The organism is Streptomyces sp. DI166, assembly GCF_900091315.1.
GTDB lineage: Bacteria > Actinomycetota > Actinomycetes > Streptomycetales > Streptomycetaceae > Streptomyces > Streptomyces fuscus.
Map to the genome: position 1 here is coordinate 1 of NZ_FLSP01000075.1, position 22,234 is coordinate 22,234.

Below are 22,234 nucleotides of genomic sequence, written 5' to 3' on the forward strand. Positions count from 1 at the left end.
CCCGCGAACCGCTGCACCGCCGACGCTCGCGCCACGACCTCCGGGGCCGCCCCGCCCCGCACCCGCAGCACGCCCGCGACCCGGTCGCCGCCGGTCAGCGCGGGCGCCAGCCGCGCGGTCACCCGCAGCCGCGTGGACGGCAGCAGCCCCAGCCACGGCGACCCCTTCTCCGCCCGCACCACCATCAGCACCGGCGCCCGCGTCCCCACCGCCGCACCTCCGCCGACCGCCACCCGCCGCACGCGTGCGTCGATCAGCACGGCCGTCGGAGCCGTCCGGTTGCCGTCGACCCGGGGCCGGGTGAGCCGGGGATCGGAGGTCAGCTCCACCTCCGCGGTCACGGTCGCGTACCTGCGCGCCAGTTCCGGCACCGGGCCGCGCCGCAGATCGGCCCCGTGCAGCCCGGCCGAGGCGGCGGCCGCCGCGACGCAGAGCAGCACCGCGGCGAGCGACACCCGCGACCACACCGACCGCGCAGACCGTGCCGACCTTCGCACCCCCAGCAGCACGGCCCCCAGGACAAGGGCCACGGCCACCACCCCGACCACCCACCCACCGGATGCCGTCAGCGTCAGCGCCGCCGTCGCCCAGGCCGCGAGCGCCGGTGGCACGAGGCGCATATCCGTCGGCCCCTCCTGGCGCGGGTGGGACGCGCCGAGCCGGTGCCCGGAGGCCGCGTGCACCTCCTCCCGCACGGTCCCGGGAGCGCTCGCGGCAGTCGTACGGGACTCGGCGGACGCGGTCTCCGCGGATACGGCGCCCGTCATGGCCGTACGAGATTCCGCAGATCGGCGAAGCGGCGTTCGCCGATGCCGTTGACCTCGCGCAGTTCCTCGACCGAGCGGAATCCGCCGGTGCGGGTGCGGTGGTCGATGATGTGCTGGGCCAGGACCGGGCCGACCCCGGGGAGGGTGTCGAGCTGTTCGGCGGTGGCGGTGTTGAGGGAGACGGGGGCCGCCGGTCCCAACCCGGGCGCGGCACCCGCCCCGGGCGCGCCACCCGGCACAGCGGCAGGGCCCTGCGCTGGCGGTGCCGGGCCGCCCACGACGACCTGCTCGCCGTCGACGAGGAACCGCGCCCGGTTGAGCCCGTCGGTACCGGTCCCCGGCTTCACCCCACCCGCGGCCCGTAACGCGTCCTCGACCCGCGACCCAGCGGGCAGCCGGTGGATCCCCGGCTTCCGGACCTTGCCACTGACGTCCACGACGATCTCGGACGCCGCCGAGGATGCGCCGGAGGATGCGTCGGAGGCCGCTGCACCGGTCCCGTCCGACGGCTCCGCGCCCGTCCCGAACGCGGCCCGGTCCGCCGCGCCGCCTCCCGGCTCGGCCTCCCCGGCCCGCACCACCTCCGGCGCCCGCACCCCTTGCGTCCGTCCGCTCCAGAAGTGCTGTGCCGCGAACCCGGCCGCGACGACCAGCAGAACCGCGAGCGCGACCACGCTCCGCCGTTCCAGCCCGCATCGGGCCTGCGCCCACAGCGGCAGCCGCTCCCGCAGCGCGAGCCCGGCCCGCCCCCGCCAAGGGGGCCGGTCGTCCTCCGCATCGGGCGGGCCGGGGTCCGACTCCCGCCCCACCACCGCCCGTTCCCCGAACAGGGCCTCCGCCCTCCGGCGGATCTCCTCACCCGGCCCACCGGCCGAGGTGCCCGGGCGTGAACTGCGCGTACGTGATCCAAGTGCCATGCGACGAGGATCGGACAACTCGCCCCACCGCGATGATCTTGCTCAATTCCCGGGGAGAATCCCCCCGGTTGTGGATAACCCGCTCACTCACAAGGGTCACCGCGCCGAAACCACAACCCCCAGCAATCCGGGCCCGGTATGCGCCCCGATCACCGCGCCCACCTCGCTCACATGCAGGGCCGCCAGCCCCCGTACCCGCGACCGCAGCCGGTCCGCCAGGGCTGACGCCCGGTCCGGGGCGGCGAGATGGTGCACGGCGATGTCGACCTGCGCGGCGCCCGCCCGGTCCGCGGCGATCTCCTCCAGGCGGGCGATCGCCCTGGACGCCGTGCGCACCTTCTCCAGCGGCTCGATCCGGCCGCCGTTCAGCTGGAGCAGCGGCTTCACCGCGAGCGCCGAGCCGAGCAGCGCCTGGGCCGCGCCGATCCGGCCGCCCCGGCGCAGATAGTCGAGGGTGTCGACGTAGAAGTAGGCGGCGGTCCCCTCGGCGCGCTTCTCGGCCGCCGCGACCGCCTCGTCGACGGTGCCGCCCGACTCCGCGACCTCCGCCGCGGCGAGCGCGCAGAACCCGAGGGCCATCGCGATCATCCCGGTGTCCACCACCCGTACCGGCACCGGCGCGTCCTGGGCGGCGAGCACGGCCGCGTCGTAGGTGCCGGACAGTTCGGCGGACAGGTGCAGGGAGACGATGCCGGTGGCGCCGGACTCGGCGACCTGGCGGTAGGTCTCGGCGAACCGCTCGGGGCTGGGGCGGGAGGTGGTGACGGGGCGCCGCTTCTGCAGCGCCTGGGCCAGCGAGCGGGTGGAGATCTCGGTGCCCTCCTCCAGCGCCTCGTCGCCGAGGACCACGGTCAGGGGCACCGAGGTGATGCCGTGGCGATCCATCGTCCGCGGCGGCAGGTAGGCCGTTGAATCGGTGACGATCGCGACATGGCGGGACATGAGCTGGAGGTTACCTGGCGTAGTGCCCCCGCGGCAGCCCGGCCCCTGTCACCTGGGCCGTCGTGGCCGGATCAGGTGGTGCTCTCGGGGCGCGGCTGCTTCTTCTCCCACGGGTACGTGGGACGCGGCTCGGGCGGGGTGATGGCGGGCATGGTCGGTTGCTCCGCGGTCTCCCGCCGCGCGCCGCCCGGCCAGGTCTGCTCGGCTTCCGGCGCCTCGGGAGCCGGGGCCTCGGGCCACGGCGGGGGCGGCGTCGCGGTGGACGCCTCCTCCTCGGTGGTCCAGTGCCGCAGCGCGCCGGCCTCCATGTCGATCTGCGCGCTCAGCGAGTCCAGGTCGTCGTCGGCGAACCGGCGGGCCCGGTCGCGGGCCGCCCAGCGCAGCGAGTCCGCCGAGGAGACGATCCGCTCGGTGCGCTCCCGCAGCCCCGGAAGCCGCTCGGCGAGGGTCGTACGGTCCGGTTCGCTCTCCAGGCGCCGCAGTTCGCCGTCGAGCTCGTGGCCGTGGGCGCTGAGCCGCTGGAAGAGGGCGAGGGACTCCTTCAGGGACTCGTCCTCGGCGGCGCCCGCGTGCAGCGCGTCCTGGGTCGCGCGCATCGAGGTGCGCAGCTTCAGCCGCAGCTGGGCCAGCTCGGCCTGCGGGCCCACCTGGACGAGGGACTTGGCGCGCAGGGTGTGGTCCTCGACCGTGCGGCGGGCCTGGGTGATCGTGCGGTCGGCGGCACGCTTGGCCGCTCCCACCGCCTTCACGGTGGCCCAGGCGCCGAGCACCACGAGAAGCACGAAGAGCAGGGCCACCACTGCGATCGCTGCTTCCACTGTGCTCCTCCTCGAATCCACGCCTGCGTGCGCCGCGCTGCTCTCCACGGTAAACGCCACGGGCAGGCCCGGAGTTCCAACAGAACCCCGAACCTGCCCGTAGGGGACCACCCGGAGGCGGCCCGTCCGGCCGGTCGCACCCGGCCCGAGTCCACCGGCTAGGCCGGAACGATGTTCACCAGCTTCGGCGCCCGCACGATCACCTTGCGGATGCCCGCGCCGCCCAGCGCCGCCACGACCTTGTCGTCGGCCAGCGCGACCTTCTCCAGCTCCTCCTCGGAGATGGACGGCGAGACCTCCAGGCGGGCCTTGACCTTGCCCTTGACCTGGACGACACAGGTCACCGTCTCGTCGACCACGTAGGCCGGGTCGGCGACGGGGAAGTCCTGGTGCACCACCGAGTCGTCGTGGCCCAGCCTGCGCCACAGCTCCTCGGCGATGTGCGGGGCCAGCGGGGCGACCAGCAGCACCAGCGGCTCGGCGACCGAGCGCGGCAGCGCGCCGCCCGTCTTGGTCAGGTGGTTGTTCAGCTCGGTGACCTTGGCGATGGCGGTGTTGAACCGCATGCCCTCCAGGTCGCCGCGCACGCCGTCGATGGCCTTGTGCAGGGCGCGCAGCGTGTCCTCGTCGGGCTCGGCGTCGGTGACGGTGACCTCGCCGGTGGCCTCGTCGACGATGTTGCGCCACAGCCGCTGCAGCAGCCGGAACTGGCCGACCACCGCGCGGGTGTCCCACGGCCGGGAGACGTCCAGCGGGCCCATGGCCATCTCGTACAGGCGCAGCGTGTCGGCGCCGTACTCGGCGCAGATCTCGTCCGGGGTGACGGCGTTCTTCAGGGACTTGCCCATCTTGCCCAGCAGCCGGGAGACCTTCTCGCCCTGGTAGTAGTAGGCGCCGTCGCGCTCCTCCACCTCGGCGGCCGGTACCGCGATACCGCGGCTGTCGCGGTAGACGTAGGCCTGGATCATGCCCTGGTTGAACAGCTTGTGGAACGGCTCGGCCGACGAGACGTGCCCCAGGTCGTACAGGACCTTGGACCAGAAGCGCGCGTACAGCAGGTGCAGCACGGCGTGCTCGGCGCCCCCGACGTACAGGTCGACACCGCCGTGCGGCTGGCCCTCGCGCGGGCCCATCCAGTACCGCTCGATCTCCGGGTCGACCAGCTTCTCGGAGTTGTGCGGGTCCAGGTAGCGCAGCTCGTACCAGCAGGAACCGGCCCAGTTGGGCATGGTGTTGGTTTCGCGGCGGTACTTCTTGGGGCCGTCGCCCAGGTCCAGGGTGACGTTGACCCAGTCCTCGTTGCGGGACAGGGGCGTCTCGGGCTGGGTGTTCGCGTCGTCCGGGTCGAAGGTGCGCGGGGAGTAGTCCTCGACCTCGGGCAGCTCCAGCGGCAGCATCGACTCGGGCAGCGCGTGCGCGACGCCGTCCTCGTCGTAGACGATCGGGAAGGGCTCGCCCCAGTAGCGCTGGCGGCTGAACAGCCAGTCGCGCAGCCGGAAGTTGACGGTGCCCTGGCCGCGGCCGGTGCGCTCCAGCCACTCGGTGATGCGGGCCTTGGCCTCGACGACGCCCAGGCCGTCCAGGGAGACGCCCTCGCCGGAGGAGTTGACGATCCTGGCGTCGTAGGAGACGAACGCCTCGGTCCAGTCGGCGGTGTCGGTGCCGCGGCCGTCGGTCGGCTCGACCACGCAGCGGATCGGCAGCTCGAAGGCGCGCGCGAACTCGAAGTCACGGCTGTCGTGGCCGGGGACGGCCATGATGGCGCCGGTGCCGTAGCCCATCAGGACGTAGTCGGCGATGAAGACCGGGATCTGCTCGCCGTTGACCGGGTTGGTGGCGTACGCGCCGATGAAGACGCCGGTCTTCTCCTTGGCCTCGGCCTGCCGCTCGACGTCGGACTTGGACGCGGCCTGCGCCCGGTAGGCGGCGACGGCCTCGGCCGGGGTGGCGTGGCCGCCGGTCCACACGTCGTGGGTGCCCTCGGGCCAGGCGTCCGGGGTGAACTTCTCGACCAGCGGGTGCTCGGGGGCCAGCACCATGTAGCTCGCGCCGAACAGGGTGTCGGGGCGGGTGGTGAAGACGGTGATGTTCTCGCCGTCGATCGGGAAGTCGACGCGGGCGCCCTCGGAGCGGCCGATCCAGTTGCGCTGCTGCAGCTTGATGGCCTCGGGCCAGTCCAGCGCCTCCAGGTCGTCCAGCAGCCGGTCGGCGTAGGCGGTGATGCGCATGTTCCACTGGCGCAGCTTGGCCTTGAAGACGGGGAAGTTGCCGCGCTCGGAGCGGCCGTCGGCGGTGACCTCCTCGTTGGCCAGCACGGTGCCCAGGCCGGGGCACCAGTTGACGGGCGCGTCGGAGGCGTAGGCCAGGCGATACTCGCTCAGGACCTCGGCGCGTTCGGCGGCGGTCAGCTCGTTCCAGGACCGGCCGCCGGGCACGGCGCGTTCACCGCTCTCGAACTGGGCGACCAGCTCGGAGATGGGGCGGGCCTTCTTCGCCTCGTCGTCGTACCAGGAGTTGAAGATCTGCAGGAAGATCCACTGGGTCCACTTGTAGTAGTCCGGGTCGATCGTGGCGAACGACCGGCGCTTGTCGTGGCCCAGGCCCAGGCGGCGCAGCTGCGCCTTCATGTTCTCGATGTTGGCCTCGGTGGACACGCGCGGGTGCGTGCCGGTCTGCACGGCGTACTGCTCGGCGGGCAGGCCGAAGGCGTCGAAGCCCAGGGTGTGCAGGACGTTGTGGCCGGTCATCCGCTGGAAGCGGGCGAAGACGTCGGTGGCGATGTAGCCCAGGGGGTGGCCGACGTGCAGGCCCGCACCGGAGGGGTACGGGAACATGTCCATGATGAACTTCTTGGGCTTGGCGACCAGCTCGGGGTCGCCCGCCAGGTCGCCCTTGGGGTTGGGGGCCGCGTAGGTGCCCTCGGCATCCCAGAAGTCCTGCCAGCGTGCCTCGATCTCGGCGGCCATGGCCGCCGTGTAGCGGTGCGGCGCGGCCACCTCAGGGGCGGCAGCGGGGTTCGTCTCGCTCATGATCCTCAAAGCTCCATCGATCGTCTCTGCAAGCGCTGCGGTTTCTCCCGAAACGAAAAATCCCCTCACACAGGAGGGGACGCCGCGCCGATGCCGGCCACTTTCCGACGGTGGCCGGTGCTGATCAGCGCGGCTCGCTAAGCAGAAGGCGTACGGCACGCATGGCGTCAGGGTACCGCAGCCGTCGACCGGCTCGGGACCAATAGATACCGACCCCTCCGGTCTTCGAACCTGTTGTGAAGATTCAGAGAACTTGAACGAAGTTCAATTTTTACCCGGCGTAAGGGCCCCTAGCAGGACAACACCGACCCCGCACGGCGCATTGATAACAACGCAATAACTCAAATGGCGCCTGCCCGGTTCAGGAGCCACTTAGAGTGCGGCAGCGGGACCGCTTTCCCGAACCGCTCGGAGTTGCCCCCATGAACCCTCAACGCAGTACCCGTTCGCTCCCCCGGCCCGGCCGTTCGGCCTACGGGGCGGCGACGGCTGTCGTCCTGCTGCTCATACCCGTGATCGTGCTGCTCGGAGGCGACTGGCTCCGCGAGTTCCTGAACTTCGGTGCCGGAGTGCTCTCGCTCGTCTCCCTGAGCTGTTCGGTGATCTGGGGCCTGGTCGCCCAGGACCGGATCGTGCTGAACACGCGCCAGCGGATCATCGGCCAGGCCGTGCACCGCACCATGGCGGTCGCCTCGCTCGCCTTCCTGATGCTGCACATCACGACCAAACTCGTACTCGAACACACCGAGCCGATCGCCGCCGTGATCCCCTTCTCGCTGGGTGTCACCGGCCTCGGCGGCCTGATCGGCCTCGGCTCGACGGCTGCGCTGCTCATGATCTTCGTGGGCATCACCGGCGCCCTGCGCAGCGCCTTCGCCTCCCCGGCCCCGGTCGCCGCCCGCTGGCGGGCGATGCACATGCTGGCCTACCCGGCCTGGTGCTGCGCACTCGTACACGGGCTCTACGCGGGTCGCCAGGCCAAGCCCATCTTCGTGATCATGTACGGCATGTGCGTGGCCGGCGTCGCCGTCGCCCTGGCGGTGCGCGCGGCGCCGCGCCCGGTCAAGCGCAAGATCGCCGACAGGATCGCCCTGATCGTGGGCGACAACGAGGAGCGCTCGCCCCGCGAGGGCCTGGAGGCCAGCCGGGCCCGGATGGCCGAGGCCACCGCCGCCCCGGCCGCCGCCAAGGCGGACCGGTCCGAGAGGCCGTCCGCCACCACCTCCTCCGCGCTGCCCGGCTACGAGTCCCGGCTCGCCGAACCCCCGGCGGCCGAACCGGCCAACGGCTTCGCGGCCGCCTACCGCGCCGTCAACACGCCCTCGCGCGGCCAGCAGTCCTTCGCGCCCGACCCCGGCGGGCAGTCCTTCGCGACCGACCAGACCGCGCGTATGGACCTGCCGCTGGACATGCAGGCCACCGAGGCGATGCCGCGCGTGGACAACGTCTCCAGCACGTCCGGGAACTGGCCGATCCCCTCGCCCCCGCCGGTCGGGGAGGCGCCGCCGTCCGCGTACGACCCACTCACGGACACGGGATACAACATCCCGACCTATGACACTTCGGGCGCCGCCGGGTACGCGGGAGGTGATGTGTACAACACCGGTGAGTCGAATGGCCTCTACGGCACGTACAACTCCAACGACACGTACAACAGCGGTCCCGCCAATGAACCAGCCCCCGGTCAGTCGTTCGACGCGCCGGGTTCGGGCGAACCTTGGAACACGCCTTCCGGAGGCTATAGGTGAACGAGGCCCTGCCCGACGTACCAGAAGTCCGCGTGGTCGGCCTTCCCCAGCTCACGTCGGGCTTCGACCTTGTCGAAAGACTGGATCTGCCCATGCACCTCAAGGTGCACGGGCCGCTCGAACCGTTGGGCGGGGAGCAGCTCGCGCAGCTCTCCGAACGCATCAACCTGAAGGGCCGCGGCGGCGCGGGCTTCCCCTTCCACAAGAAGCTGCGCTCGGTCGCCGAAGCGGCGATCAAGCGCGGCGTCCGGCCGGTCGTCGTCGTCAACGGCAGCGAGGACGAACCGGCCTGCCGCAAGGACACGGTGCTCATCAACCGTGCCCCGCACCTGATCCTGGACGGCGCGCTGCTCGTCGCCGAGGCCCTGGGTGCCCGCACGCTCGTGGTGGGGGTCACCCGTGAGTCGACCCAGCGCTCCATGGAGGCCGCGCTGGCCGAGCGCGGCCTGAGCAACGGCCGCCGCTCCGCGCTGCGGGCCCGCGTGCAGCGCAACCCGGTGCGCATGGTCACCGGAGCGGCGGCGTCGCTGATCCGCTCCATCGACGGCGGCCCGGCGATCCCGCCCGGCCGCAAGATCAGCGCCTCCAAGAGCGGCGTCGGCGGCGCCCCCACCCTGCTGTCGAACGCCGAGACCTTCGCCCAGCTCGCCATCGCGGCCCGCATCGGCCCGGAGCGCTACGGCAACACCGGCCTGTACGACGAGCCCGGCACCGTGATGCTGACGGTGTCCGGCGCGGTCGCCCGCCCGATGGTGATCGAGGTCCCCACGGGCGTGCCGCTGCGGTACGTGCTCCAGCTGGCCGGCGCCCCGCCGGTCCCGCAGGGCGTGCTGACCGGCGGCTACCACGGCAAGTGGATCGACGCGGCCACCGTCAACGAGGCGATCGTCTCCCGCAACTCGCTGGACGCGGTGGGCGGCGCGCTCGGCGCCGGCGCCATCCTGCCGATCACCCAGGAGACCTGCCCGCTCGGCGAATCCCTCCGGGTGGCGCAGTGGCTGGCCGAGGAGAGCGCGGGCCAGTGCGGCCCCTGCTACCTGGGTCTGCCGGCCGCGGCGCGCGGTATGGAGGACATCCTCAACGGCGGCGGTCCGGCCGCCCTTGAGGCGCTCAAGCAGGTCGCGAAGAACGTGAAGCGGCGCGGCGCGTGTTCGCACCCGGACGGCTCGGCGATGTTCCTGGAGTCGACCATCAAGGCGTTCACGGACGACCTGGCCGCCCATGTCCTCGGCAACGGCTGCGGACGGCCCGTGGAGGGCGTACTGCCGCTCTTCGAGGGGGGCAGGATGCCTACGGGCATCCCCGGCGGCGGAGAGTCCGAGGAGAACGGCCCCAGCCGCCAGAAGATCTACGTCGACTGGACCCTGTGCCGGGGACACGGCCTGTGCGCGGACATCCTCCCGGAGGTCTTCGAACTCGGCGCCGACGGCTTCCCCACGGTCGCCCAGGCCCAAGTCCCGCGCTACGCGGAGGCGAAGGCGCTGCGCGCGGTCCGGCGCTGCCCGGCGCTCGCGCTGCGCATCGAGGACCAGGCGGAGCGGGCGCCCTCGCGCACGAACCTCCCGGTGCTCTCCCAGGGCCGCGGCCGCCGCGCCCTGGGCCGCTGACGCGCCCACCCCACAGGGCCGCCCACTCCCCTGGGCGGCCCTTTTTCATGCCCGTGCGACCGGGCGCCGGCGCATACGAAAAAGATCCCGCCGGATCTTTACGATCCGGCGGGATCTCACTGTGGAGCTAAGGAGAATTGAACTCCTGACCTCCTGCATGCCATGCAGGCGCTCTACCAACTGAGCTATAGCCCCTTGCCTGGTCCCCCGGGTTTTCCTGTCGGTTTCCCCGGCGGCGACGCCAACATTACACGGTCTCCGGGGTGCGCCCCAAATCGATTACCCAGCCGACCGATTGGGGCGCAATGTCCGTTATGCTCCCACAGACTTCCCCGCAGACCTGTCACGCCGTCACGAACGAGTAGAACCGCTTGAGCGTGCAGTGCTCCTCCAGGAGCCGGCCGTAGATCGGCTCGCCCTCCAGCTCGCGGTACGTCTCGATGGGGTCGCCTTTTATGATCAGCGCCCGCGCGCATTCCTCGCACCAGTACTGGTAGTCCGGGTTCACGGGTTCCATGTCGCGCACGATCGGCGTCCCGCTGCCGCACCAGTCGCACTTTCGCCTGTGTGCACCCATCGATCAGCTCCAGCTGTGGCCGCAGGCCGTGCACACGTAGGAAATCCCGCCGTTGTCACCGAGTACCTGGGCGACATGGGCGGAACCGCAGGAAGGGCAGCTGAGCCGGGGCACCGTGTCCCGTGTCCAGCTGGCGTCGGAGGGGCCACCGCCCCGTCCGAGGATGCTCGCAGGCATCACTGCTCCCTCCCGTTCGGGCCGCGCCCCCTTCCGGCCGTTTGATTCTGCCACGGCCGGGCCAATACGGTCAGCGACGCCTCAGTACCAGTCCGGACACGGCGGCCACCGCGGCGGTTCCGGCCAGTGCGAACAGGCACGCGAAAAGCGCCTCCGCAGAGGTATACGCCGAAGAGGCCCCGAGTGACTCAACGCGGCTCAGGAACAGTGTGCCGAATACCGCGACCCCGGTCAGCTGCCCGAGCTGGGTGACCGTGGCGAGCAGTCCGCTGGCGTCCGGGGCGTCCTCGGGCCGTACGGCGGCGAGCGCTCCGGTCAGGGTCGGGCTGAAGCCGAGCGCGAGACCGGCGCCCATCCCCGCGTACGCGACGTACACCGCCGCTCCCCCGTCGCCCCCGCCCTCCAGCGCGAGAGCGATGCCCGCCAGGGACAGCGCGGTGAGCCCGAACCCGGCCGGGATCAGGGCGCGCTGCCAGGCGGCGGGCCACATCCGCCAGGTCAGACCGACCAGCCCGAAGACCACGGCGGTCGGCGCGAAGGTCAGCCCCGTGCGCAGCGCGCTGTGCCCGAGGCCGCCCTGGAGGTGCAGGGTGAGCGCGAACAGGAACCCGCCGTTGACGGCCATCACCGCGAGGATGCGGAAGGCGGCGGTGCCCATGCCGGGGTGGCGCAGCACCCGGGGCGCGATCAGCGGGCTGCCCCCGCGCCGGGCGAGCCGGGACTCGTAGCCGCAGAACAGCGCGAACACCACCGCCGACCCGGCCAGCGACAGCCAGGCCCACAGCGGCCAGTCCTGCTCCTGCCCGAGCACCAGCGGCACCGTGAACAGCGACACGGCCGCCCCGAGCAGCACCAGCCCCGGCAGATCGAGACCCCGCGCCGTCCGGTGCCCCGCCTCGTGCCGCGGCAGCACGCGCCGCCCGAGCACCAGGAGTACGGCGCCGACCGGCACGTTCACCAGGAACACCGGCCGCCATCCGGTGCCGAACACGTCGGCGGCGACCAGGACCCCGCCGAGCACCTGGCCGGCCGCGGCCCCGGTGGCGAGGACCGCCGCGTAGGCGCCGAGGGCGCGGGCCCGGGAGGCGCCGGTGAAGGTCCGCTGGATGAGGCTGAGCACCTGAGGGATCATCAGCGCCGAACCGGCGCCCTGCGCCAGCCGGAAGACGATCAGCTCGGTGACGCCCTGCGCCAGCCCGCAGGCGAGCGAGGCGACGGTGAACAGGGCGAGCCCGGCGAGGTGCACCCGGCCGTGGCCCAGGCGCTCGCCGAGCCGGGCGCCGGTGATGAGCAGCACCGAGTAGGTGATGGCGTACCCGGCGACGACGAGTTGCAGGTCGGCGCCGGAGGCGTGCAGTTCACGGCTGAGGGTGGGGGCCGCGACGTTCACGATGAAGACGTCCAGCAGGGCCATGAACTGGGCGCCGAGCAGCACCGCGAGCAGCGCGCGGGGCCGGTTGTCAGTGCGGGGTGTTTCACTGATCGCGGGACTGGTGCCGGCTGCGGGAGCCGGTCCGGTCCGGGGTGTTGTCGTCATGGCGTCGAGCCTGACGAGGGTGCGGTACGGGTGCCGAGAGCCCGCTGATGCTGGTACTGACAGCACCTGGCAGGGGGCGGATCCGGCGGCGACGATGGGGGCGTGACGATGGGGACGACACAGCGCCGGCGGCCCGAGCTGGCCGCCTTCCTGCGCAGCCGGCGGGCCCGGGTGACTCCGCAGGACGTGGGCATGCCGCCGGGGCAGCGGCGCCGCACACCGGGCCTGCGCCGGGAGGAGGTCGCGCAGCTCTCCGGGGTGGGTGTGACCTGGTACACGTGGCTGGAGCAGGGCCGCCCGATCAACGCCTCGCCGCAGGTGCTGGACGCCGTGGCGCGCACCCTGCGGCTGGACGCCCCGGAGCGCGAGCACCTGTACCACCTGGCCGAGGTGCCCGTCGACCCCGCCCCGCAGGCGCCGGTGGTGACCGTCGGCCCCGAGATCCGCAGCATCCTGGACGCCCTCGTGCCGCGCCCGGCGGTGGTCTACAACGCGCGTTACGACATCCTCGCCGCCAACGCCGCCTTCCTGACCGTGTTCACGTTCGGGGGCGAGACGCTCCAGGAGGGCAGTGCCAACGCGCTGTGGGTGCTGTTCACGGCGCAGGAGGAGGACTGCCCGCTGGCCTTCCGGGAGGAGGAGCTGCCGGTGATGGTGGCGACCCTGCGCGACGGCTACGGCCGCCACGCCGGGGAGCCCGTCTGGGAGGACTTCATAGCCCGGCTGTCCGCGGCCAGCCCGCTCTTCGCCCGGCTGTGGCGCAGCGGTGACGTGCTGCGGCCCGGACGGCGGGTGAAGGTCTTCCGGCACGCGGAGGTGGGCGAGCTGCGGATGGCCACGGTGTCGCTGTCGGTCAACGGCATGCCGGAGTGCCGGATCGTCGTCTACACACCGGACGACGAGGAGACCGAGCGCGCCACGGCGGCCCTGATGGACAGGGAGTACACGAAAAATCCCGCCCCCTGACGGGGACGGGATCCTGATCTGTGGAGCTAAGGAGAATTGAACTCCTGACCTCCTGCATGCCATGCAGGCGCTCTACCAACTGAGCTATAGCCCCTTGTCACGCGGTGGTGGCCGCATGAGGTTTTCGCTTCCCGCTCGGCGGGGCGAACAAGAAGAACTTTAGCCTGCGACCTGCCGGAAAGTGAAATCCGGGTCCGGAGCCACCCCGGCAGGACGTCAGTCGTCGTCGCCGAGCACCGGCTCCGGCAGCGTGCCGGCGTTGTGCTCCAGCAGCCGCCAGCCGCGGGCGCCCTCGCCGAGGACGGACCAGCAGCAGTTGGAGAGGCCGCCGAGGCTCTCCCAGTGGCGCGGTTCGAGGCCGAGGAGGCGGCCGATGGTGGTGCGGATCGTGCCGCCGTGGCTCACCACGACCAGGGTGCCGTCGTCGGGCAGCTTCTCGGCGTGCCGCAGCACCACCGGGGCGGCGCGGTCGGCGACCTCGGTCTCCAGTTCGCCACCGCCGCGGCGGACGGGCTCACCGCGCTTCCAGGCGGCGTACTCCTCGCCGTACCGGGCGATGATCTCCTCGTGCGTCAGGCCCTGCCAGACGCCCGCGTAGGTCTCCCTGAGGCCCTCGTCCTGGGTGACGTCCAGGCCGGTGAGCGCGGCCAGCTCACCGGCCGTGCGCGCGGCGCGCTGGAGGTCGGAGGCGATGATCGCGTCGGGCCGCAGCGAGGCCAGCAGCCGGGCGGCGCGGCGGGCCTGGGCGACCCCGGTCTCGGTGAGGGCGACGTCGGTGGAGCCCTGGAAGCGGCGCTCGACGTTCCACGAGGTCTGCCCGTGCCGCCACAGAATGACGCGGCGCCCCCGGCCGGGGCGCCCGGCGTTCACCTCGCCGGTGGAGCTCATGCCCACTCACCGCCCGGCTCGGCCGCCTCCTCGGCTGCCTGCAGCTTGGCGTGCTCCTCGGCCTTCCCGCGGGTCGCCTTGGCGTCCGCGGGCAGCTCCAGCTCGGGGCAGTCCTTCCACAGCCGCTCAAGGGCGTAGAAGACGCGCTCCTCGCTGTGCTGGACGTGGACGACGATGTCGACGTAGTCGAGGAGCACCCAGCGGGCCTCGCGGTCGCCCTCGCGGCGGACCGGCTTGGCGCCGAGCTCCTTGTTCAGCCGCTCCTCGATCTCGTCGACGATCGACTTGACCTGACGGTCGTTGGGCGCGGAGGCGAGCAGGAAGGCGTCGGTGATCGACAGCACGTCGCTGACGTCGTAGGCGATGATGTCGTGCGCGAGCTTGTCCGCGGCCGCCTGGGCGGCGGTGTTGATCAGCTCGATGGAACGGTCAGTGGCGGTCACTACAAGGCTTTCCGTCGGCGGTCGATTGGACTCCAGGGTCTCATGACCGCCGACGTCGCCCCACGGGATTCCTCGCCCCGCCCGGGGCCGCCGGGCGGGACTACGAGGACGACGGCTTGTAGTCCTGCCCGAGGATCACCGCGACGTTCGCGTTGGTGGTGACCTTCCCCTTCGTGACGGCACTGGTGGGCAGGCCCAGGGTCTTGGCGACCTCGGTGGCGTTCTCCTTGTCGGCCGCCTCGGCGTAGACGACCTCGGACGTGGCCCGGGCCGAGCCCGCGGTGCCGCCCTCAAGGAAGGTGAAGCCGCCGTTGAGCAGGACCACCCGGGCCTTCTCCGTGTTGTCCTTCACACCGGTGGCGTTCTGCACCGAGACCCGCACGGCCGCGCCCTGGTCGGGGCTCTTCGCGGTGCCGCCGAGGACGTCCTTGACCACGCTGGCGCTGGTCTCCGCGGTCAGCGTCCCGTCGTCCTGCACCGGCAGCAGCGCCGTCTTGTAGTCGCCGCCCTTGGCGAGGTCGGCGAGCCCGGCGAGGAAGGTGCCGAGGTCCTTGTCCGTCATGGACGGGTCGAGGATCTGCTGGAGGGTCTGCACGGTGATCGTGGCCGCCCCCGCGTCGGAGGACAGCTTGCGCAGCACGCCCTGCATGACCTGCCCGAACCGCTCCAGCTGGGCGTTCTGCGCCTCGCCGGAGCCGCGGTAGGTGGCGTAGGCGACGGCCATCTTGCCGCTGAGGGTCTGCGACTCGCCCTTGTTGACCAGCGGGGCGGCGCCCTTGGACTTGGCGGACGGGTCGGGCACGTCGGTGTTGGTGTCGATGTCGATGTTGCCGACGAGGTCGACCAGGTTCTGCAGGTACGGGGTGTCCAGCCGCCAGGTGCCCTGGATCCGGGTGCCGAGGACCGTGTCGAGGGCCTCGCGGGTGCCGGAGGAGCCGTCGTCCTCGACGGACTTGGCGAGCGTGGTCGTGGTGCCGTCGTCGCCGGTCAGGGCGAGCGAGTTGGGCAGCAGGACGGTGGTGCCCTGCTGGGTGGTGGCGTTGTCGACGAGCAGGGCGGTCGCCGTGTCGCCGTTCTTGGTGTTGTGCAGGTGGACGACGACCACGTCGCGTTTCTGCGCCCCGGCGGCCGTGGTGGTGCCGCCCTTGCCGTCGGAGGAGGACAGGCCGGGCAGCTTGCCCGCGTACCAGAGGTAGCCGACGCCGCCGACCGCGACCAGCGCCAGCACCACCACGAGGGCGACCATGCGGCTGCGGGCCCGGCGCTTGGCCTCCTCGCGCCGCTCGGTGCGGTTCTCGGTGAAGTTCAGCCAGTCGATGACGTCCTCGGAGTCGTCGTCCGGGTCCTCGACGAAGGCGAACTGCTCGGTGCGGTAGTCCCGTTGCTCCGGCTCCCGCTGCTCGGGCTCCTCCTCGGCGGGCCCGGACTGCTGCGGGATGTAGGCGGTCTGCTCGGCGACCCGCGGCTGCTGCCCGCTCACCGCGGTCTGCCCGTAGGGGTCGTAGGCCGGGGCGGCCCCGGGGTCGCCCGTCGCGGTCTGCCCGTACGGGTCGTAGGGGGCGTAGGTGTCGTACGACTGGACCGGCTGCTGCTGGCCGGTCGCGTACGGGTCGTAGCCGTACGGCTGCTGAGCGTAGGGGTCGTAGGGCTGCTGGGGGCTCTGCTGCGGCGGGACCTGTCGGTACACAGGCTGCCCGTACTCGTCGTAGCCGACGAGTTCGTACTGGTCGCCCCCGTACGCGTCGTATCGGTTGTTCACCGGTGGTGCCCCTCTCGGCTCACTCGCCGCGGTACAGCTCGCGCTTGTCGATGTAGCGCACGACTCCGTCCGGCACCAGATACCAGACCGGTTCGCCCTTGGCGACTCTCGCACGGCAGTCCGTGGAGGAGATGGCGAGGGCGGGAACCTCCACCAGAGATACACCGCCCTCCGGCAGCCCCGGGTCGGCCAGGTGGTGGCCGGGCCGGGTGACGCCGATGAAGTGCGCGAGGGAGAACAGCTCCTCGGTGTCCCGCCAGGTGAGGATCTGTCCGAGGGCGTCGGCACCGGTGATGAAGAACAGGTCGGTGTCGGGGTTGAGCGCCTTGAGGTCGCGCAGGGTGTCCGTGGTGTAGGTCGGTCCGCCGCGGTCGATGTCGATGCGGCTCACCGAGAACTGCGGGTTCTCGGCGGTCGCGATGACCGTCATCAGATAGCGGTCCTCGGCCGGGGAGACCTTGCGGTGGGTCTTCTGCCACGGCTGACCGGTGGGGACGAACACCACCTCGTCCAGGTGGAACTGGGCGGCGACCTCACTGGCCGCCACCAGGTGCCCGTGGTGGATCGGGTCGAACGTTCCGCCCATGACGCCGAGCCGGCGCTTGCCGGAGTTCGACGGGCCGCTGCCCGGGCCGGTAGGCATGTCCTGCTCTCCCATGCGTGCAGACCCTACCGGCCCGGCCTGTGGGCCGCGGAAGCCAGACCCCTCGGGCTCTCGGTTCAGCGGTCGCGGTTGAAGCGCGTGGTGATCCACAGCAGCAGCATCAGGGCGACGAAGGCACCGCCGCCGGTGACCAGCGGGTTGAGGCTGTCGTGGTTGCCGCCGTGCTCTCCGCCCTCGGAAGCGAGGGTGACCAACTGGGCAGCGGTGCTCTGGAAGCTCATCTTCGGCAGGACCTTCGGGTGTGGGCGGGATAAAGATGTCGGCTCATCGTAAGCGGGCGGCTCGGCGCCGATCACGCCGACTCCGCCGTTGGGGCACCCCGGCCGGCCGCCGCATTCGCGCCGAGGCAACTTATCCGGCGCCCCGTTCGTCCTTCAGCTTGTACCCCCGGCAGGAACCAGTCGGGACGGGGTGCCTTCGCCGTACTGCCCGCCGAAGGCGACCGCGCCTAGGCTGGAGCCTGCTCCGGGGCCCAAGGGCCGCACGGCCACACAGACGCACATGGGGGACCACATGTCCGACGACGGCCATCAGCAGGACGGACACGAGCACGTGCCGAGCCGGCAGCGCAGGCGCTTTCCCGGCATCTCCTCGCGTGCGTACGAGCACCCCGCCGACCGCAGCGCCCTGGTGGCGCTGCGCAAGCTGAGCGGGTTCGACACCGTCTTCAAGGCGCTGAGCGGTCTGCTGCCCGAGCGAAGCCTCAGACTGCTGTTCCTTTCCGACTCGGTGCGGGTCTCCGACCAGCAGTTCACGCACCTCAACGACATGCTGCGGGACGCCTGTTACATCCTGGACCTGGAGAAGGTCCCGCCGATGTACGTCAACCAGGACCCGCAGCCCAACGCGATGTGCATCGGCCTGGACGAGCCGATCATCGTGGTGACCACCGGCCTGGTCGAACTGCTCGACGAGGAGGAGATGCGGGCCGTCATCGGCCACGAGGTCGGCCACGCCCTGTCCGGGCACTCCGTGTACCGCACCATCCTGCTGTTCCTGACCAACCTCGCCATCCGGGTCGCCTGGATCCCGCTCGGCAATGTCGCGATCATGGCGATCGTCACCGCGCTGCGCGAGTGGTTCCGCAAGTCGGAGCTGTCCGCCGACCGTGCCGGGCTGCTGGTCGGCCAGGACCTCCAGGCGTCGATGCGCGGCCTGATGAAGATCGCGGGCGGCAACCACCTGCACGAGATGAACGTGGACGCGTTCCTGAAGCAGGCCGAGGAGTACGAGGCGGGCGGCGACCTGCGCGACTCCGTGCTGAAGATCCTCAACGTGCTGCCCCGCTCGCACCCCTTCACCACGGTCCGCGCGGCCGAGCTGAAGAAGTGGGCGGAGTCCCGCGACTACCAGCGGATCATGGACGGCCACTACCCGCGCCGCTCCGAGGACAAGGACACCTCGGTGACCGACTCCTTCCGCGAGTCGGCGTCCCACTACGCCTCGCACGTGAAGTCGTCCAAGGACCCGCTGATGAAGCTGGTCACCGACATCGCGGGCGGCGCGGGCGACCTGGGCGGCCGGGTCCGGCGCGGCTTCGGCGGCTTCACCTCCTCGACGCCGCGCGACGGCGGCGACGAGCCGCCCGCGGACACCCCGCGCGACGGGAGCTGAGCCTCAGACCTTCGGCAGCGCGCCGGGCGCCAGCGATCCGCACAGCGCGGTGGCGTTCCCGGTCGCGTAGGGGTCCGTACCGGCCGGGCCGCCCTCCTTGGCGGTCTGGCCGGCCAGCAGCGGGCGCAGCCGGTTCGCCGAGTCGTCGGCGCAGGACAGCGGGCCCGCCTGGACGTAGGAGACCAGCAGCTGGGCCTGGTGCAGGCGCAGGTCGTCGTGGTCGAAGCGGAAGTGCAGCTCGCGCCGGACGGTGAACAGGGAGGCCTCCGCCTTCGCGCCGGAGCCGGCCGGGCGCAGCGCGTAGACGACGGTGTGGTCGGCGGTGACCTCCAGGGTGGTGGAGTCGGTCTCGCCGAAGGAGAGGCTGCCCTGGACCCGGATCCCGCGGTCGGCGAGCTCGACGCCGCCCGGGTCGAAGCGGGTCAGCCAGCCGGTCGGGGCGTGCCTGCCGTCGGCGACCGGGTGGTCGAAGCTCCGGTCGAACTGGTCGAGCTGGTCGGGGTCGATCAGCACCCGTACCGGCCGTACCTCCTCGCCCAGGATCACCTCGGGGTAGAGCGCGGAGCGGACGATGTAGTCCTTGGCGACGGTCAGCGCGTCCACGACCTGGCCGTCGGAGAAGTGCGCGGTGCGCCGGGCGGCGGGCAGCGGCACGCCCTCGGCGCCGATCCGGTACTGGGCGGCGGGGCTGCGCGCGAAGAGCGCCTCGGTGTCGGTGGAACCGGGCACCTTGCCGCTCGGGGCGAGCGGGATCACGGTCATCCGCAGCGGCTCGGCGGCCGGTGTCCCGGCGGGGGTCTGGTAGGGGTGCCGTACGCCCATGTAGATCGCGGTGCCGAAGGCGACGGCGATCAGCAGGACCAGGATCAGCGCCTGCCGGGACAGGCCGCCGCGGCGCAGGGGCGGGCGGCGGCGGACGGCGGGCGCGTGGTCGTCGATGCGTTCCTGCGCGGAGAACTCCTGGAGGCGGGCAGCACGGACGAACGACTCGTCGAAGACGACGGATCGGTATTCGTCCTCGCCACCTCCGGGTCCGCCCTCGGGTGTCCCCTCAGGTGGGTCTCCAGGCCCGCCCATATCTTCAGGGTAGGTCTGACGGCGCCCACATAAACGCCCCGCTGTACGACAAGTTCTGACAGGTTCTCACCAGTCGTGGCGGGTTGTGGCCGGGCTCTGTTCAGGGCGTTCGCGGTACGGCCGAGATGGGTGGCTGGGAATGGTCGGCGGAGGCGGAGGGTACCGCCGACGCGCCGCCCTGTTCCACGCCGGTCGTGGCGCCGGGCGGCGGGGGAACCTGCTCCCGGCTGCCCGAGGAGGCGCTGCGGTAGACGGCGGCGAAGGCCAGCGCGACCATGCCGACGCCCATGACGACGGCGAGTATCCAGGCCACGGGCCGGTGCCAGCGGACCTGCTTGCCGTGGGTGCCGGGGGCACCCCAACGGCCCTCCAGGACGTCGGTGTCGTCCAGGTCGTCGAAGTCCGGATCATGGCCGAAACCGCCGGTGCCGTCCGGGCCGTACCCTTCCTGGTACCGCTCGGATCTGCCGCGCGTGCGGCGGGCCTCGGCCTCGGATGCCTCGGCTCTGGCCTGGGCCGCGGCCAGGAGGCGTTCGACGGCGGTCGGCTCGTGGACCTTGGCCGCCTGTACGAAGGCCTCGTCGAAGACCACGGAGGCGAACTCTTCGTCCGACACCCCGCGGTCGTGGTCGTCGTCGGGCTCCCAGCCGTCAGGGAACGGCGTGCCCCCCACGTCCTCCGGCACGGCTCCAGAGTAGTCGCGGGGGGTCAATTTGGGCAGACGGTACGGAAATTCATCCGCCCGGTGAGACGCGTTCAGGCCGCTCGCGGGTCAGCTCCGGATGTGCCCGTCACCGGTGACGATGTACTTGGTGCTGGTCAGCTCCGGCAGGCCCATCGGGCCGCGGGCGTGCAGCTTCTGGGTGGAGATGCCGATCTCCGCGCCGAAGCCGAACTGCCCGCCGTCGGTGAACCGGGTGGAGGCGTTCACGGCGACCGTGGTGGAGTCGACCAACTGGGTGAAGCGGCGGGCGGCCTGCTGCGAGGTCGTCACGATCGCCTCGGTGTGGCCGGAGGTCCACAGCCGGATGTGCTCGACGGCCCGGTCCAGGGAGTCCACGACCGCGGCGGCGATGTCGTAGGAGAGGTACTCGGTCTCCCAGTCCTCCGTGGTGGCCTCGACCACGGTCGCGCGGGAGTCCTTCGCGTACGCCATGACCCGCTCGTCGGCGTGCACGGTGACCCCGGCGTCGGCCAGGGCGTCCAGGGCGCGGGGCAGGAACTCGGCGGCGATGTCCTGGTGGACCAGCAGGGTCTCGGCGGCGTTGCAGACGCTCACCCGGTGGGCCTTGGAGTTGATCAGCACCTCGACGGCCATGTCGAGGTCGGCCTGGGCGTCGATGTAGACGTGGCAGTTGCCGGTGCCGGTCTCGATGACAGGGACCGTGGACTCGTTGACGACCGTCCGGATCAGGGAGGCGCCGCCGCGCGGGATGAGGACGTCCACCAGGCCGCGGGCGCGCATCAGCTCGCCCACGCTCTCCCGGCTCTGGCCGGGGACGAGCTGGACGGCGTCGGCGGGCAGTCCGGCGCCGCCGACGGCGTCCCGGATCACCTTCACCAGGGCGGTGTTGGACCCGTAGGCGGAGGCCGAGCCGCGCAGCAGGACGGCGTTGCCGGACTTCAGGCACAGGGCGGCGGCGTCCACGGTGACGTTCGGGCGGGCCTCGTAGATGATGCCGACGACGCCGAGCGGGACGCGGACCTGGCGCAGGTCGATGCCGTTGGGCAGGGTCGAGCCGCGGACCACCTCGCCGACCGGGTCGGGCAGCGCGACCACGTCCCGCACGTCGGAGGCGATGGCCCGCACCCGCTCCGGCGTGAGGGTCAGCCGGTCGACGATCGCCTCGCTGGTGCCGGCCTCGCGGGCGGCGGCGATGTCCTTGGCGTTGGCCTCGACGATCTCGGCGGTACGGACCTCTAGGGCGTCCGCGATGGCGAGCAGCGCGTCGTCCTTGACGGACCGCGGCAGCGGCGCGAGCTGGGCGGCGGCGGCCTTGGCGCGGTAGGCGGCCTGGGTGACCGGGGTCATCGAGTCGTACGGCGAGAGCGTGGTCATGCAGGAAGGGTAGTGCGCCGGACGGACCGGTTCACGGGACGTCCCACACCGCGAGACAAGCCGTCTGAAGGTCACCCAAAAGGGATTCTCGACGGCTGTTCCACGCGCCCCGTCAGTACGGGTGCACGCCCACCGGGCTGGCCGGGGGCGGGCCGTACCCCTCGGCGACGCGCTGGTGGTAGGTCACCCGGTCGATGACCTCCAGGCCGACGATCTCCCAGGGCGGCAGCCCCGCGCTCTGCCGGTGCTCGCCCCACAGGCGCAGCGCGACGGCCGCCGCGTCGTGCAGATCGCGGGCCTCCTCCCAGTACCGGATCTCGGCGTGGTCGCCCGCGTAGCGGCTGGTCAGCAGGAAGGGGTGGTCGTGGGCGAGCTGCTCAAGGGCGCGCCGGACCTCCTTCAGCGGGGCCTCCTCGCCGGAGACGCTGAGGGTGACGTGCCACAGCCGGGGCAGGTCCTCGGCCTGTCCGCCGCCGACCGCGTCACCGGTCGCGACACTGGTCAGGGCCCGCTCCTCGCCGGGCGCCCGGGAGGAGGTGCCGCCGATCCCACCGCCGGACGCCGCCGCCCCAGGGCGTACTCGTCTCACGACGGCCTCCTTCGTCCCTCGGTCGAGCTGCGCTCGGCGGATTTTGTCCTTGAGAC

19 protein-coding genes, 2 tRNA genes and 1 pseudogene are annotated in these 22,234 nt (G+C 71.9%); 4 read left to right on the forward strand and 18 right to left on the reverse strand.

Annotated elements, in window-relative coordinates; all coding sequences use genetic code 11:
* From GA0115233_RS29340 to leuS, 5 genes and pseudogenes are all read right to left on the reverse strand, one after another.
* Positions 1-683, reverse strand: a pseudogene (locus tag GA0115233_RS29340) (MBL fold metallo-hydrolase); the annotation flags it as partial.
* 80 nt (positions 684-763) lie between these two features.
* Positions 764-1,684: a ComEA family DNA-binding protein gene (locus GA0115233_RS29345; RefSeq protein ID WP_093723346.1), complete on the reverse strand. Its 921-nt coding sequence runs from the start codon at positions 1,682-1,684 to the stop codon at positions 764-766.
* 96 nt (positions 1,685-1,780) lie between these two features.
* Positions 1,781-2,626 (reverse strand): DegV family protein, encoded by an 846-nt coding sequence (locus GA0115233_RS29350; protein ID WP_093723347.1) that lies wholly within the window; start codon positions 2,624-2,626, stop codon positions 1,781-1,783.
* Between the two features lie 71 nt (positions 2,627-2,697).
* Complete coding sequence (locus GA0115233_RS29355; protein ID WP_093723348.1) at positions 2,698-3,444, reverse strand: hypothetical protein; 747 nt, start codon at positions 3,442-3,444, stop codon at positions 2,698-2,700.
* Between the two features lie 158 nt (positions 3,445-3,602).
* Entirely contained in the window at positions 3,603-6,473 is a 2,871-nt protein-coding gene (gene leuS, locus GA0115233_RS29360; RefSeq protein ID WP_093723349.1) for a leucine--tRNA ligase, read from the reverse strand.
* A gap of 422 nt (positions 6,474-6,895) precedes the next feature.
* Here leuS and GA0115233_RS29370 point away from each other — a divergent pair, with 422 nt between their 5' ends.
* Positions 6,896-8,221, forward strand: coding sequence for a hypothetical protein (locus tag GA0115233_RS29370; protein ID WP_093723351.1), 1,326 nt, complete (start codon positions 6,896-6,898; stop codon positions 8,219-8,221).
* Positions 8,218-9,828 carry an NADH-quinone oxidoreductase subunit NuoF family protein gene (locus GA0115233_RS29375; RefSeq protein ID WP_093723352.1) on the forward strand — a complete coding sequence of 537 codons (1,611 nt, stop codon included), beginning with the start codon at positions 8,218-8,220 and terminating at the stop codon, positions 9,826-9,828. Before GA0115233_RS29370 ends, GA0115233_RS29375 begins: the two co-directional genes overlap by 4 nt.
* Before the next feature lie 122 nt (positions 9,829-9,950).
* Here the strand turns inward: GA0115233_RS29375 and GA0115233_RS29380 are convergent.
* The 3 genes from GA0115233_RS29380 to GA0115233_RS29390 form a co-directional block, all read right to left on the reverse strand.
* A tRNA-Ala gene (locus GA0115233_RS29380) sits at positions 9,951-10,023 on the reverse strand.
* A 148-nt stretch (positions 10,024-10,171) separates the two neighbouring features.
* Positions 10,172-10,405, reverse strand: a complete 234-nt coding sequence (locus GA0115233_RS29385) for a hypothetical protein (RefSeq protein ID WP_003976229.1) — start codon at positions 10,403-10,405, stop codon at positions 10,172-10,174.
* Positions 10,406-10,652: 247 nt separating this feature from the next.
* The gene (locus GA0115233_RS29390; RefSeq protein WP_255310397.1) at positions 10,653-12,014 is read right to left on the reverse strand and encodes an MFS transporter; all 1,362 of its coding nucleotides are present in this window, start codon (positions 12,012-12,014) and stop codon (positions 10,653-10,655) included.
* 213 nt (positions 12,015-12,227) lie between these two features.
* Here GA0115233_RS29390 and GA0115233_RS29395 point away from each other — a divergent pair, with 213 nt between their 5' ends.
* Entirely contained in the window at positions 12,228-13,085 is an 858-nt protein-coding gene (locus GA0115233_RS29395) for a helix-turn-helix transcriptional regulator (RefSeq protein ID WP_093723376.1), read from the forward strand.
* A 21-nt stretch (positions 13,086-13,106) separates the two neighbouring features.
* Here GA0115233_RS29395 and GA0115233_RS29400 read toward each other — a convergent pair.
* The 6 genes from GA0115233_RS29400 to GA0115233_RS41245 all read right to left on the reverse strand — a co-directional run bounded on the left by GA0115233_RS29400 (position 13,107) and on the right by GA0115233_RS41245 (position 17,060).
* Positions 13,107-13,179, reverse strand: a tRNA-Ala gene (locus GA0115233_RS29400).
* Positions 13,180-13,301: 122 nt separating this feature from the next.
* Positions 13,302-13,973: a histidine phosphatase family protein gene (locus GA0115233_RS29405; RefSeq protein ID WP_093723353.1), complete on the reverse strand. Its 672-nt coding sequence runs from the start codon at positions 13,971-13,973 to the stop codon at positions 13,302-13,304.
* Positions 13,970-14,416, reverse strand: coding sequence for a ribosome silencing factor (gene rsfS / locus GA0115233_RS29410; RefSeq protein ID WP_093723354.1), 447 nt, complete (start codon positions 14,414-14,416; stop codon positions 13,970-13,972). The genes GA0115233_RS29405 and rsfS overlap by 4 nt, the downstream gene beginning before the upstream one ends.
* A gap of 100 nt (positions 14,417-14,516) precedes the next feature.
* Entirely contained in the window at positions 14,517-16,175 is a 1,659-nt protein-coding gene (locus GA0115233_RS29415; RefSeq protein WP_093723355.1) for an LCP family protein, read from the reverse strand.
* 19 nt (positions 16,176-16,194) lie between these two features.
* A complete protein-coding gene (nadD, locus tag GA0115233_RS29420) occupies positions 16,195-16,833 on the reverse strand; it encodes a nicotinate-nucleotide adenylyltransferase (RefSeq protein WP_093723356.1) in 639 nt (212 codons plus the stop codon).
* 62 nt (positions 16,834-16,895) lie between these two features.
* The gene (locus GA0115233_RS41245; protein ID WP_093723357.1) at positions 16,896-17,060 is read right to left on the reverse strand and encodes a hypothetical protein; all 165 of its coding nucleotides are present in this window, start codon (positions 17,058-17,060) and stop codon (positions 16,896-16,898) included.
* Between the two features lie 292 nt (positions 17,061-17,352).
* Here GA0115233_RS41245 and GA0115233_RS29430 point away from each other — a divergent pair, with 292 nt between their 5' ends.
* Positions 17,353-18,453 carry a M48 family metallopeptidase gene (locus GA0115233_RS29430; RefSeq protein ID WP_093723358.1) on the forward strand — a complete coding sequence of 367 codons (1,101 nt, stop codon included), beginning with the start codon at positions 17,353-17,355 and terminating at the stop codon, positions 18,451-18,453.
* Between the two features lie 3 nt (positions 18,454-18,456).
* Here GA0115233_RS29430 and GA0115233_RS29435 read toward each other — a convergent pair whose 3' ends face one another.
* From GA0115233_RS29435 to GA0115233_RS29450, 4 genes are all read right to left on the reverse strand, one after another.
* A complete protein-coding gene (locus GA0115233_RS29435; RefSeq protein ID WP_093723359.1) occupies positions 18,457-19,530 on the reverse strand; it encodes an SCO2583 family membrane protein in 1,074 nt (357 codons plus the stop codon).
* 100 nt (positions 19,531-19,630) lie between these two features.
* Positions 19,631-20,215: an SCO2584 family spore wall biosynthesis protein gene (locus GA0115233_RS29440; protein ID WP_176711985.1), complete on the reverse strand. Its 585-nt coding sequence runs from the start codon at positions 20,213-20,215 to the stop codon at positions 19,631-19,633.
* 87 nt (positions 20,216-20,302) lie between these two features.
* Positions 20,303-21,589, reverse strand: coding sequence for a glutamate-5-semialdehyde dehydrogenase (locus GA0115233_RS29445; protein WP_093723361.1), 1,287 nt, complete (start codon positions 21,587-21,589; stop codon positions 20,303-20,305).
* A gap of 112 nt (positions 21,590-21,701) precedes the next feature.
* Entirely contained in the window at positions 21,702-22,178 is a 477-nt protein-coding gene (locus tag GA0115233_RS29450) for a hypothetical protein (RefSeq protein WP_093723362.1), read from the reverse strand.
* Between the last annotated feature and the right edge of the window lie 56 nt (positions 22,179-22,234).